Raw genomic sequence first — 13,077 nt, 5'->3', positions numbered from 1 at the left:
TATCTCAACATTCGTTGGAAGCAACTCTTTATGTCAGAAATATTGATTTAAATGACCGACACGATAGGATGGATAGGCTTAGGGAACATGGGATATCCCATGGCAAAAAACTTGCTCAAAGCTGGTTATGCTCTAAATGTTTACAATCGGACTGCATCCAAGGCCGAAGGTTTGGTAAATGACGGAGCCACTTTAGCTAGTAGTATCAAGGATTTATGTGTAGAGAGTGAGGTTATTATTACGATGCTGTCCGATGATCAGGCCGTGAAGGGTATATTCCTAGGTGAAGGCGGCTTACTTAATTGCCAAGCGGAAGGGAAGCTGGTTATAAACATGAGCACAGTGTCGCCCAGAACGTCTTATGAGTTAGAAGAAATGAGTAAGGCAGTAGGCGCAAGGTTTTTAGAGGCACCTGTTTCGGGAAGTGTTAAACCGGCTGAAGACGGTACACTATTGATTCTCGTAGGAGGTGATGAAGATAATTATCGTGCTGCTCAACCGATCTTCGAAAAACTTGGAAAACTGTCTTTTTGGCTTGGAAGTGTGGGCGCCGGATCGTCTGCAAAATTGGCGATCAACTATTTTTTGGCTCTTACGCTGGAGGGTTTAGCTGAAACCGTTTTATTTGCGAAGAAAAACGGAATAAAAGCCGAAGATATGTTGCGTATCGTGAATGAAGGTGCCTGCGGAAGTCCGTTAACAAAGCTAAAAACAAACGCGATTGTCACTAATAGCTATCCGGCCGCCTTTGCGCTAAAACATATGGTGAAAGACCTTCGATTGGCCGTGGAGCAGGGAATCGACTTTCCATTAGCTCAGCCGCTCGCCGAAACCTATAAAAAAGCCTTTGATAAAGGGCTTGGAGAAGAGGATGTGATGGCCATTATAACCTATTTAGAAACTTTGTCAGCAGACTAATCGATGCCACGAGATTTTCATAAAGAGCAACCCAATAATCCCTTGCATGGAGTTACCTTGGAAATGGTTGTTAGGCGTTTGGAACAACACTATGGATGGAAAGAACTTGCACGTTTAGTACGCTTAAATTGTTTTGCTAACAATCCAAGCGTCAAATCAAGCCTCCAATTTCTTAGAAGAACGCCATGGGCCAGGGAAAAAGTGGAAGCGTTGTACATGGAAACAAAATTTGAGGAAAGCGATTAGCTTCCTACAGGGGGTGGTTACCACTGCAATTTATTGGCCCTTAAAGGCAGATTTCTTAGGCGCTGGCCAGTTGCTGCAAACAAAGCATTGGCTATGGCCGCTGCGGTAGGGCCTTGTGCGGCTTCGCCGGCACCCATTGGTTTTTCTTCCGGTCTATCAATAACAATTACCTCAGTTTCAGGAACGTCAGAGAAGCGCATAATGGGATAGCTTTCCCATGTATCACTTTGTATACCATCCGCTGAATACTTCACCTCCTCGAATAGTGTCCAGCTTGCCGACTGTATCATACCGCCCTCAGTTTGATTTTTTAGCCCGTCAGTATTGATCGTTTGACCGGCGTCAATGGCACCGGTTAATTTAGTGAGCTTAAAAGTTTTACGACTGCGATCTACTGCAACCTCAGCAATCACTGCAAAATAGGCCGCGTGATTTTTATACTGGGCAAATGCTAGCCCAAAACCGTAGTCTTTTCGCTCCTTTCGCTGCGACCAATTGACTTTATTGCATACTGCTTTTATCACGGCAATGGCTCGTGCGTCGTTCAAGTGTTTTAAACGGAAGCTTGCAGGATCTTGTTTACCGCGCGATGCCAGCTCGTCTATAAAAGACTCCAACGCAAAGATGTTGGCATAGGCACCGAGACTTCGCAGTGCGGACGTTCTTAACGGACCTTGGAAGGCATAAGCTGTCACTTTTAGACTATCCGTGTTGTAAAGCGGGATCGCATTTCGATAAGCCCCACCGGATACGCCGTTTTTTTCAGCTTGTTTCTTTGGATGGATGTACTGTGCTGCAAGTAGCAATGAAGCTTGTCCCCCAGGGCGGACGCTGTGGGTATCTGACCATAATTGGGTTTCAAGATAGCTTATTTTTCCCTCATGGAGACTTCCATTTAGCTGGATTCGCATAGCTGATCCGTACGGTTCCCAGCAATGTTCATCTTCGCGCATCCATTGTAGACGGATAGTGCTCTCCGGTAATGCTTGCGAAATTAAGACAGCGTCAGCCGCTACATCATCAGCGCCGTTATGACCATAGCAACCGGATCCGGGGACACCAATGACATGAATGGATTCTTCAGGTAAGTCCACCAGGTCCGATAGACTCTTCCTAAGTGGGTAAACGCCTTGGCTGTGTGTCCATACTGTTAATCCCTTTGAACTCCACCTAGCTAGTGCACACGATGGGCCGATGGATCCATGCATATGATATGGACGGGTATAAGTGGCTTCGATGGTTGTTAAATTAGGTTTATTTGTGTCTCCCTTTGCTTCCACCACTTTCACTTCTTTGCTCCGATGTACCATATCTTCAAACAGGATCTGTTGAGAAGGTAAAACGCCTGTTTTCCATTTACTGAAGGATCGAAGGTATTCCCATGCCCGAACGGCGTGATACTCTTCTTGAGCCACTACTGCCAGAAAATCGCCGTTCCTGATAATTTTTCTTATTCCATCCATTTTTGCAACCTCCTTTTCCGGGAAAGATAGAAGCTTGGCATCATAAGAAGGGGGGCGAACTACCCGAGCATGCAGCATATCGGGAAAACGGAGGTCCTGTATATAGTAAGAAGTTCCGGTTACCATGGTACGTATATCTTCTCGTGGCACGCTTTTTCCGATAAGTCGATAATCTTTTGGATTTTTAAGGGGTGCGTTACCCGAAATCGTTCCTTGGATTGCCTTCCCTTTCAGCAATTCCCAATAGCTAATCGATTTGTCGGGTTGCGATGGATCAAGAACGAGCCCATCGTTAACAATCAATGAAGTAAACGGGCTACGAAGCTTTTCCGCGGCCATTCTAATCAATCGATAACGTGCTTCTGCCGCCGCTTGGCGTATGCTCATTCCACTATTTTCTATAGAAGCGCTTCCGGCAGTATATCGTTCATCTGGTGTGCGTTTCGTGTCAGCTATAATGATGTGAATGCGGCTAAGGTCGACATCCAATTCTTCTGCAGCTATTTGTTTCAGCGCAATGCGGATTCCCTGGCCAAGCTCCATTTTTCCGGTCAACAAGGTTACTTTTCCTTCGTCGGATAATTTTAACCAAGCATCAATGTTGTTGCTATCTATCGCTCGGGCAATTTTAGCCCCTCCTTTGCTAGGTGTACAGCAAAGAAAGGGTAAAAGATGAAAACCAATAATCAGCTGGCCGGTGGTCGATATAAACTCTTTTCTGTTCATAGCGATGCTTTTACTGTAAGCGAGGCACGACGAATCGCCCGCATAATCCGATTATGACTACCACATCGGCATAATACTCGTTGTAAGGCTATTCGGATTTCCTCATCCGTGGGATTGGAATTCTTCTGTAACAAAGCTTTGGAGGCTATAATCATCCCGTTAAGGCAATAGCCGCATTGGGCCGCCTGCTCCTTAATAAACGCTTCCTGAATCGTATCGAGCTGTTCGCCTTGGCTAATACCTTCCAAGGTAGTTATAGAACTATCCGCTAGGGAGTGGCAGGGTCGTTTGCAGGAGGGCATGGCTATGCCATCTATCAGTACCATGCAGGAGCCGCATCGCTCAACGCCACAACCGTATTTCGGTCCGTTTAATTGTAAATTGTTTCGAAGCACATAAAGTAAGGGAGTTTCAGGGCCGACCCGTAATGAATAGTTTTTTCCATTTACTTTTAGGTTAATCGTATCCATGGTTCGTTTATTGAAAAAAGGAGAACAATTTCATCTATTCTTCACTTTAAGATAACTGATTCCTAATAAATTTGTTTCAAAGAACCGAAAGTTCGGAAAAATAGACTAGGTTTGAAATAAAACCAATAGAATTTATCGATGCATACCATTAAAACTGCTTTATTATCTTACGGAATGTCAGGGAGCGTCTTCCATGCGCCCTTCATAGATTTACATCCGGGCTTTGAGTTAACAGGCTCGTGGGAACGAAGTAAAAAGCTTATTCAAAAAGACTATCCAACGGTTGCTAGTTATCCGTCGTTTGAATCCATTCTAAACGATGCATCAATCGAACTGGTAATTGTCAATACCCCTACCGGTACACACTACAATTTTACAAAGAAGGTGCTCGAAGCAGGTAAACACGCCGTTGTTGAAAAGGCTTTTACGATTACAGCCGCCGAAGCAATAGAATTAGAAGCGTTAGCTAAGGAGCGTAACCTTAAATTAGCGGTTTTCCAAAACCGGCGATGGGACAGTGATTTTAAAACAGTGAAGAAGATCGTAAAATCAGGTGTTTTAGGCGAAATTGTAGAGGTTACATTTTCTTATGAAGCTTATTTGCCTAAATTAAATACGAAGGCACATTTAGAGGAACCTTCGCCGGCGGCAGGTTTGATAAGAGATCGTGGTCCTCATATGATCGATCAAGCCTTATCCCTTTTTGGCTATCCAAGGGCGCTCTTCGCTGATCTAGCTATAGTGCGAACCAATTCGCAGGTAAATGATTACTTCGAATTAATCTTGTATTATGAAGATAAAAGAGTACGGTTAAAGGGCGGCTTTCTTGCACGGGAAATGGCTCCCTCGTATATTGTACATGGCAAGGAGGGCTCTTTTCTGAAAAGCAGGGCAGATAAACAAGAGGATAGGTTGCTAGCGGGCGAGAAACCCAATACAGATAACTGGTGTGAAGAGCCGGAAAGTGAGTGGGGAATATTGCATGCTGAACGTGATGGTAAGGCATTCAGGGAAAGGGTCCCTTCTGAACGGGGAAACTATCTGGATTTCTTTGAAGGAGTTTACCAGGCTATTGTTAATAATCAAATAGAACCGGTTACCGCGGCAGAGGGTGTTCAAACGATGAAGTTGATTGAAGCGGCTATCGAAAGCGCGGATACCGGCTGTGTAGTGAAGCTGTAAGAGCGCTTTCAGATTTCGGAGATCAGCTATCAGTCTTAACTTAAGTAGGAGCTGATAGCTGAACACTGATTTCTGAAGACCTATAGCTAAAAATGACCTTTAGCTTAGAAATAATCTCCAAGGAAACTTTTATCTTCGGATAAGTGTTCAATATAAGAAAAGGAAGGAGCAGCTATGAGAGGATTTCGCTTTTCGGAATTCGTTCCGACAGATATGCCAAAAGGGGGCTTCGATAGTCTGTTAAAATTGTTTAGTCAATTACTTAATTATACGGCGGGGGATGCGGCGGAAGCGTTAGCATGGATGAATGAGCTGGATAAGCAGTATAATCTGACGACCGATGAATATGGAATGGGAGACTTTATTGAGGACCTTAAAAATAAGGGCTATCTTCAAGAGAATCCGCAAGATGGCTCATTCCAAATTACGGCTAAAACGGAACAAACTATTCGGCAGTCGGCCTTAGAGGAAATCTTCGGGAAATTAAAAAAATCAGGCAAGGGAAACCACGGAAGCAATCGCAGCGGAGTAGGTGAGGAGAAAAATGCTGATCGGAGGGAATACCAATACGGAGATAGCCTTGACCAAATTGACATAACAGCTTCCATCCACAATGCGCAGATTAATCACGGATTGCAAAATTTCACCTTAACGGAGCGTGATTTAGAAGTCGAGGAAAGAGATTATAAGACACTTACCTCCACAGTGCTGATGATTGACATATCGCACAGCATGATTTTGTACGGAGAGGATCGAATTACACCGGCGAAAAAAGTTGCGATGGCTTTAGCAGAGCTGATCCGAACTAAGTACCCAAAGGACACACTCGATATCGTAGTTTTTGGAAACGATGCTTGGCCTATCGCATTGAAAGATTTGCCCTACTTGCAAGTAGGACCTTACCATACGAATACCTATGCGGGCTTGGAATTGGCGACTGATTTGCTGCGAAGACGCAAAACACATAACAAGCAAATCTTCATGATCACAGATGGCAAACCAACTTGCTTGAAGGAGAACGGAAGGTACTATAAAAATAGTATGGGTTTAGACCGCAAGGTTATTAATAAGACACTCACCATGGCGGCACAATGCAAACGGTTAAAGATACCTATCACCACATTTATGATAGCTCGGGATCCCTATTTACAGCAGTTTGTCCGACAATTTACCCAAGTGAATGGCGGGAAAGCCTTCTACAGCTCTTTAACGGGATTAGGTGAATATATTTTCGAGGACTACATTAGGAATAGAAGGCGGACGGTGAGGTAAAATAGCTGTCAGAAATCAGCTATCGGTTTTCAGAAGGAAAATTAAGATTGTTGTCCGTAACGAAGGAATATCAATGACTGATTACCCTGTAATTGATCTAACTCGGGTAAATTAGTAATAAAAGGTTTAGTATGAATTAAATCTGCCGAAAGCTGATTGCCTACGGCTGATAGCTAATAATATAACTATGATCAAAACATTAGGTGAGTTAAAAGCATCTGGATATAAAAGTAAATCCGTTAAAGAAGAATTAAGAGAAAATCTGATCAAACAGTTAAAAAGTAAAGAAGAGGGTTTTGAAGGCGTTTTGGGATATGATGAAACGGTTATACCTGAACTGCAAACCGCTATCCTTTCGCGTCATAATATCCTTTTACTAGGTCTTCGGGGCCAAGCAAAGACAAGAATAGCACGTCTAATGGTTAACCTATTGGATGAATATATACCCTATGTAGAAGGAAGTGAAATATTTGATGATCCCTTGAATCCGATTTCCTGGTTCGCCAAGAGTGAGATAGCGGCGAAAGGCGAAGATACACCAATCGCATGGTTGCATCGGAGCGAGCGTTATACGGAAAAGCTGGCAACGCCGGATGTGACCGTTGCTGATCTGGTAGGTGATATCGATCCCATTAAAGCGGCTACCCTAAAACTTACCTATAATGACGAACGTGTTATCCACTTTGGATTGATACCGAGAGCACATCGAGGTATTTTTGTAATCAATGAATTACCGGATTTGCAGGCAAGGATACAAGTAGCCCTTTTTAATATGCTACAAGAGAAGGATATTCAGATTCGAGGCTTCAAGTTACGGTTACCGTTGGACATCCAGTTTGTGTTTACCGCTAACCCGGAAGATTATACAAATCGTGGGTCCATTGTAACCCCCCTAAAGGATCGGATCGAAAGTCAGATATTAACACATTATCCAAAAACAATTGATGTATCGAGAGCGATTACCTTTCAGGAAGCAAGGCTTTCTCCCCAGCAGAAAAGCTTAATTGAGGTCGACGGCCTACTGAAAAACTTGATTGAGCAAGTGGCTTTTGAGGCGAGAAAAAGCGAGTTTATAGACCAGAAGTCCGGTGTATCTGCACGTCTGACAATCTCGGCCTATGAAAATTTAGTAAGTACCGCCGAGCGCCGAATGCTTATATCCGAAGAAGAAAAAACTTTTGCTAGGATATCTGATCTTATAGGGATCATTCCAGCTATTACAGGGAAGATAGAACTGGTTTATGAAGGCGAATTGGAGGGGCCGATTCATGTTGCGAATAAACTAATCAGTAACGCAATAAAGACATTGTTTGCTCAATACTTCCCCGATCCTGAGAAAATTAAGAAAACAAAGGTTACGAATCCATATCAAGATATTATCGATTGGTTTACGGCGGGCAATAAATTGGATATCAATGATGCTTTATCTACGGAAGAATATGCCATGATTCTAAATCATGTGCCTGGATTGAAAACCGTTGTTCAGGAGTTTCACAAAAAGCTAAGTGACAACCAAAAGTTGCTTCTGATGGAGTTCGTTCTGCACGGATTGGCGGAATATTCTCAATTGAACAAAAACATCATGAACGGAGGGTTTGCCTTTTCAGATATGTTCGGTAGTCTTTTCAATTCGTCATTTGAACAGGATGAAGATGACGAATTGGATGATGAGGATTTTAGGTAATCTCCTAACTCTTCTGATTTAGCTTCGGCAATAGTAAAAATTAAGACTAGACTGATTGCTGATAGCTAAAACTGTCCTACTAATTGCTTATTTAAAATAAGTCTAAAAATGTATTGACAAATTTTGAAACAAATTGTAGGTTTGTGCTCAATTTGTTTAACTAGATTTATTCTAAATAAAGTGAAAAGACTACTATCATTCAACCTAATTGTAGTACTTAGTTTTTGTTTTATGCATTTGGCCCATGCGCAAATTAAAGGAACTGTACGCAATCAATCAAACGAACCGGCGGCGGGTATATCCCTCTGGATTAAAGGTACCCGAATCGGGGGAAAAACAAATAGCGCAGGTGGATATGAAATTCAAGGTGTCAAGGCGGGCGAGCATACGCTCATTTTATCAGCTGTCGGTATTCAAAAACAAGAACGGCTCATTCATTTCGATGGAAACGAACTGATTGAAGATTTTGTAGTGCAGGCAACCAATGAAAAACTCCAAGAGGTCGTTATTTCCAGTCAGAAGAAGCAGTATAAGGTGGATACTACTTCAACAAGCTTGCGCTTAAATGAACCATTATTGGAAATCCCTCAAAATATTCAAGTTGTGACCAATAAGGTGTTGGCCGATCAACAAATCGTTAGTATGAGTGACGGGCTGATTCGCAACGTTAGCGGAGCTGTTCGCTTAGAGCATTGGGGTGATTTGTATGCGAACATCAACATGCGTGGTTCGCAGATCCAAGCGTTTAGAAATGGGTTTAATGTTGTCGGTTCTTACTGGGGGCCCCTAACCGAAGACATGAGCTTTGTTGACCATATCGAATTTGTCAAAGGACCCGCCGGGTTTATGCTGGCTAATGGTGATCCAAGCGGATTGTATAATGTTGTCACCAAAAAGCCTACCGGTATTACAAAGGGCGAAGCGAGCTTTACGGTAGGAAGCTTTGACTTATTAAGAGGAACACTCGATTTGGATGGAAAATTAAGTAAGGACGGAAAGCTCTTGTATAGATTGAATGTTATGGGCCAGAATAAGGCCTCGCATCGTCCCTATGAGTATAATGATCGGTATAGTATTGCTCCCGTCATCTCTTATCAAGTAGATGAGCAAACCAAGCTTACCGCTGAATATACCTTGCAGCATGTACGGATGACCGAGGTTGGGTCTTACTATGTGTTCGGGCCGGAGGCGGGCGGCTATGCTACGCTACCGGTAGATTTTACCATGACGAATCCGGGTATTCCACCCACCAATATCGATGACCACAGTTTATTTCTAACCTTGGAACATAAGTTTAATGATCATTGGAGATTAACTGCACAGGGATCGTATTTCTTCTATGATCAGGTAGGCTACAGCTCCTGGCCCTCAAAAGTTAATGCTGATAGAACATTGATTAGAAATGTAGGTATCTGGGACGCCCAAGGTCGTATGGGGCTCGGGCAGGTTTTTGTAAATGGTGATGTACAAACGGGTTCCGTTCGGCATCGTATACTTGCCGGTATCGATATGGGAAAAAAGACTTATATTGCTGATTGGGGACAATCACATGATTTAGACCGCGATAGTGCCACTTTGTACTTTGATCCACTTAATCCCTCTTACGGAATTCCGACGAATGGACTACCAAATTTTGATAGAAGCACTGATTTAGAGGCGAGAGCTTTAGCAGCTGGTGGGTTGCAAGGTCAGCGCTATACGGGATTATATTTTCAGGACGAACTGGGTTTTTTTGAGAATAAACTAAGATTGACACTGGCAGGACGTTATACTTATGTACGCCAATATTATGGTGAAAGTGCAGACGAAGCGAAACGCTTTACTCCACGACTAGGACTAAGCTACTCGATTCATCCGAGTGCTTCCGTTTACGCTGTCTATGATCAGGCTTTTGTTCCGCAGAGCGCTTCCGGAACAATTGAAAATGGAGGGAAGTTGAAACCCATAACGGGTAATAATACCGAATTCGGAATCAAGAATGAGTGGTTTGACGGTAATCTAAGCACAACATTATCAGTTTACAGAATTTTGAAAAACAATGAACTCACCACAGGCCCTAATAGCACACCCACCAACCCTACCAGCATTGTTTTAGGACAGAAGAAAGCCCAAGGTTTTGAGTTTGATGCTAGAGGAAGCATTGGTGCAAATCTAAGCGTCGTTGCTAATTATGCGTATACTGATTCGAAGGTCAATAAAGTTACTCCAGGCGTAACAAGTGTGACGGTAGGTCAGGTGATGCCGGGCTTCGCTAAACATGTAATTAACGGGTGGTTAAATTATAAACTGCCGGTGAAAGCGCTAAATGGAGTGGGCGTATCCATGGGCTATACGGGATTGTTAAATCGTGCGACAGATAACTGGGGTGAAGGACAGCTAAGATTACCTGACTACCATAAAGTAGATGGTGGCATTTTTTGGGAAGGGAGGAAAATGCGTATAACGGCTAATGCCTTTAATATCTTCGATAAATACTTATTTAGTGGCTCCTATTATAATTGGTTGAGCAGTTATTACTGGCAAACCGAAGCTCCAAGAAATTATAGGTTAACGGTTACTTATAGCTTCTAAAAAGAGAAGGCCGGCAGATGGTGTTGGCCTTCTCTTTTTTTAATGGGCAATGCCCTTCTTCTTTTCAAAGCTATAAATTAGGTAAAATAGGGCCGGCAAAATAAAAATACTTCCCAGTAGGAGTGCCCAGGCCAACGCTTCTATTGTTTTATTTAAACCGGCATCTTCAACTAGGGATAGCGACGCGCCTCCTTTCAAAAGGATTATCTTTGGAAAGTGAATGTAGGTGGCGGCCAGCAAAATCATGCTTACCTGGAAGCCTGCCAATAAACGGATGAGAATCGCTCGATTTTTACTTAAAGATATCCACAAGAATATTAAGGAAATACTGGCCGCTCCAATCGCCAATGAACCTATCCAATGTCCGAAAATCCAATCCAACAAAGGGATTTGCTCATAATGTGCAGCAATAAAAACAAGCCCTCCTGCCACGAAAGCCGCTACAATCATTTTTTTAGCCACACGAATAAAGTGCTGTCTGTCATCTGAAGAATGCACTTCGCCAATAATGTAAATGGCGGCTAAAAAGCCGCAAATACATACCGTGAAAAGCCCTACCGCTATCCCGAAACTATTTAGCCAGCTATCAACGTAAGCCGACAAAAAATTTGTCGCGCCCACATCTATCTTACGGCTGACGGTGCTTGCGGCAATGATGCCAAGGAAAAAAGGGGTAATAGCACTGGAGTAAACGAAAATGCGATTGTATATGCTTTGCATACGATCTTCAACAGCGTCGTAATTTCGAAAAACAAAGGCTGTCCCCCTCGCGATAATTCCCAGCAACATGGCCGTCAACGGAATATGGACAAAAATGGACATGGTTGTATAAATTTTCGGAAAGCCAACAAACAAAATAACAATGGCTATGATAAGCCACATGTGGTTTGCCTCCCAAATGGGACCGATAACACGATACATGGTATGCCGTGTCTTGCTTTTATGCTCGCGCTTGCTTATTAATTCAATAATACCGGCACCAAAATCTGCCCCGCCTAATAGCAGGTATAACCAAATGGAGGTCCAAAGAAATGCGATGACTATGTATAACATGTTAACGGTTTTCGGCTTTCAGCTACCAGCTGTCAGCTAGGTTCAATCTTTAATACTAATTTTATTCTTTTCTTTAATGAGCCGAGAGCTGATCTCCGATAGCTTCTACACATCATAAACCCACCCAACCATCTTAATTTGCCGGTAAAGTAGAAACGCCACGATGATCGACAAGGAAACATATACGGCTGTAAATAAATAAAAAGAATAAACGATTCCGGGCATGGGCGTAACTGCATCAACAGTTCGCATAATACCATAAATAATCCAGGGCTGCCTCCCAATTTCAGTGACCATCCATCCCGCCTCAATAGCAATAAAACCTAAGGGAATGGCGAGGATGAATAAGTTTAAGAGCCAGGGGCTACGCAGCCATGAGCGCTTCTTAGCCAGGGTGATGAAATAAATGATAGAAAGTGACAGCATCAGCATGCCGAGTCCTACCATTACCTGAAAGGCATAGTGTGTAATAGCTATTGGAGGATGATAATTTTTCGGGATTTGATCTAAACCGGTAACAATTGCTTTGCTATTTCCATGAGCCATCCAACTTAATAAGCCAGGTATCTTCACGGCATATTTTACCTCGTTTGCCTTCTCATCTACGAGACCTCCAATAATTAAGGGTGCTTCTTTTTCTGTTTTGAAATGCGCTTCCATTGCTGCAAGCTTGGCAGGTTGTCTCTTTGCAACATCTTTTGCCGATATATCGCCGCTCAATGGTTGCAATACCGCAGCAACAGTGGCAAAAATAGCCGCAATCCGAAAAGCCTTTTCGTGAAAATTGATGTTCTTTCCTTTTTTGATCATAAACGCGTGAACCCCTGCGACTGCAAAACCGGTTGCTGCGAAGGCCGCTAGGGTCATGTGAAGCGCCTGTGAAAACCAGGCATCATTGAACATAGCATCTATTGGATTAATGTTGGTGTATTTGCCATCTACATATTCAAAGCCCGCCGGACTGTTCATCCACGCATTAGCCGCCACCACGAGTATACCCGAAGCCAAACCACTTACCCCTACAATAACGCCTGTAAACCAGTGAAACCACGGATTGAATTTATCCCATCCATACAAGAAGAATCCTAAAGCGATAGCCTCAATGAAAAAAGCCGTTCCTTCCAGTGAAAAAGGCATTCCAAAAATAGGCCCGGCATGTTCCATAAAGGTTGGCCACAGCAAACCTAGCTCAAAAGAAAGTACCGTACCGGAGACCGCCCCCGTAGCAAAAAAAATCGCGACTCCCTTACTCCACGCCTTCGTGACGTTTTTATATACCTGTTCGCCTGTCCGAAGCCATTTATAATGGGCAATGGCCATAAAGAAGGGCATTACCATACCAATACAGGCAAAGATAATATGAAAGCCAAGGGAGAGGGCCATTTGAGAACGGGCGGCGAGGAAATCGTCCATAACGAGCGGTTATTAAAATGATAAAACGTAAACTCAGGGCTACTGAACTTCCTCAAAGATAGGGCTTATGCCGTTAATA

General features: G+C 43.2%; 10 protein-coding genes. 6 read left to right on the top strand and 4 right to left on the bottom strand.

All coding sequences use genetic code 11. The features are described from left to right. Positions 1-51 precede the first annotated feature (51 nt). Entirely contained in the window at positions 52-918 is an 867-nt protein-coding gene (locus FKG96_RS02890; protein ID WP_130854718.1) for an NAD(P)-dependent oxidoreductase, read from the top strand. A 3-nt stretch (positions 919-921) separates the two neighbouring features. Beyond that, positions 922-1,164, top strand: coding sequence for a VF530 family DNA-binding protein (locus tag FKG96_RS02885; RefSeq protein ID WP_013664487.1), 243 nt, complete (start codon positions 922-924; stop codon positions 1,162-1,164). A 17-nt stretch (positions 1,165-1,181) separates the two neighbouring features. Here the strand turns inward: FKG96_RS02885 and FKG96_RS02880 are convergent, their stop codons facing one another. Then, entirely contained in the window at positions 1,182-3,353 is a 2,172-nt protein-coding gene (locus FKG96_RS02880) for a molybdopterin cofactor-binding domain-containing protein (protein WP_149105128.1), read from the bottom strand. After that, complete coding sequence (locus tag FKG96_RS02875) at positions 3,350-3,823, bottom strand: (2Fe-2S)-binding protein (protein ID WP_013664485.1); 474 nt, start codon at positions 3,821-3,823, stop codon at positions 3,350-3,352. The genes FKG96_RS02880 and FKG96_RS02875 overlap by 4 nt, the downstream gene beginning before the upstream one ends. A 138-nt stretch (positions 3,824-3,961) precedes the next feature. Here FKG96_RS02875 and FKG96_RS02870 point away from each other — a divergent pair, with 138 nt between their 5' ends. From FKG96_RS02870 to FKG96_RS02855, 4 genes are all read left to right on the top strand, one after another. Beyond that, complete coding sequence (locus FKG96_RS02870; protein WP_130854720.1) at positions 3,962-5,005, top strand: Gfo/Idh/MocA family oxidoreductase; 1,044 nt, start codon at positions 3,962-3,964, stop codon at positions 5,003-5,005. 174 nt (positions 5,006-5,179) lie between these two features. Then, positions 5,180-6,277, top strand: coding sequence for a VWA domain-containing protein (locus tag FKG96_RS02865; RefSeq protein WP_013664483.1), 1,098 nt, complete (start codon positions 5,180-5,182; stop codon positions 6,275-6,277). Between the two features lie 187 nt (positions 6,278-6,464). After that, positions 6,465-7,961, top strand: a complete 1,497-nt coding sequence (locus FKG96_RS02860; RefSeq protein WP_013664482.1) for a sigma 54-interacting transcriptional regulator — start codon at positions 6,465-6,467, stop codon at positions 7,959-7,961. Between the two features lie 180 nt (positions 7,962-8,141). Then, positions 8,142-10,532 carry a TonB-dependent receptor gene (locus FKG96_RS02855; RefSeq protein ID WP_246860242.1) on the top strand — a complete coding sequence of 797 codons (2,391 nt, stop codon included), beginning with the start codon at positions 8,142-8,144 and terminating at the stop codon, positions 10,530-10,532. 39 nt (positions 10,533-10,571) lie between these two features. Here FKG96_RS02855 and FKG96_RS02850 read toward each other — a convergent pair whose 3' ends face one another. Together FKG96_RS02850 and FKG96_RS02845 are read right to left on the bottom strand one after the other, a co-directional pair. Beyond that, positions 10,572-11,585, bottom strand: coding sequence for a cytochrome d ubiquinol oxidase subunit II (locus tag FKG96_RS02850; protein ID WP_013664480.1), 1,014 nt, complete (start codon positions 11,583-11,585; stop codon positions 10,572-10,574). Positions 11,586-11,690: 105 nt separating this feature from the next. Continuing rightward, positions 11,691-12,998 carry a cytochrome ubiquinol oxidase subunit I gene (locus FKG96_RS02845; protein ID WP_130854722.1) on the bottom strand — a complete coding sequence of 436 codons (1,308 nt, stop codon included), beginning with the start codon at positions 12,996-12,998 and terminating at the stop codon, positions 11,691-11,693. Positions 12,999-13,077: the final 79 nt, after the last annotated feature.

This window comes from Olivibacter sp. LS-1, assembly GCF_008245145.1.
Classification (GTDB): domain Bacteria; phylum Bacteroidota; class Bacteroidia; order Sphingobacteriales; family Sphingobacteriaceae; genus Olivibacter; species Olivibacter oleidegradans.
Note: the sequence above shows the minus strand (reverse complement) of the source record. Positions and strands in the feature narration are given on the sequence as shown.

Excerpts from the sequence above, each read along its gene's own strand:
- FKG96_RS02890 (WP_130854718.1), top strand. The coding sequence starts at position 52 with ATGACCGACACGATAGGATGGATAGGCTTAGGGAACATGGGATATCCC.
- FKG96_RS02885 (WP_013664487.1), top strand. The coding sequence starts at position 922 with ATGCCACGAGATTTTCATAAAGAGCAACCCAATAATCCCTTGCATGGA.
- FKG96_RS02880 (WP_149105128.1), bottom strand. The coding sequence starts at position 3,353 with ATGAACAGAAAAGAGTTTATATCGACCACCGGCCAGCTGATTATTGGT.
- FKG96_RS02875 (WP_013664485.1), bottom strand. The coding sequence starts at position 3,823 with ATGGATACGATTAACCTAAAAGTAAATGGAAAAAACTATTCATTACGG.
- FKG96_RS02870 (WP_130854720.1), top strand. The coding sequence starts at position 3,962 with ATGCATACCATTAAAACTGCTTTATTATCTTACGGAATGTCAGGGAGC.
- FKG96_RS02865 (WP_013664483.1), top strand. The coding sequence starts at position 5,180 with ATGAGAGGATTTCGCTTTTCGGAATTCGTTCCGACAGATATGCCAAAA.
- FKG96_RS02860 (WP_013664482.1), top strand. The coding sequence starts at position 6,465 with ATGATCAAAACATTAGGTGAGTTAAAAGCATCTGGATATAAAAGTAAA.
- FKG96_RS02850 (WP_013664480.1), bottom strand. The coding sequence starts at position 11,585 with ATGTTATACATAGTCATCGCATTTCTTTGGACCTCCATTTGGTTATAC.
- FKG96_RS02845 (WP_130854722.1), bottom strand. The coding sequence starts at position 12,998 with ATGGACGATTTCCTCGCCGCCCGTTCTCAAATGGCCCTCTCCCTTGGC.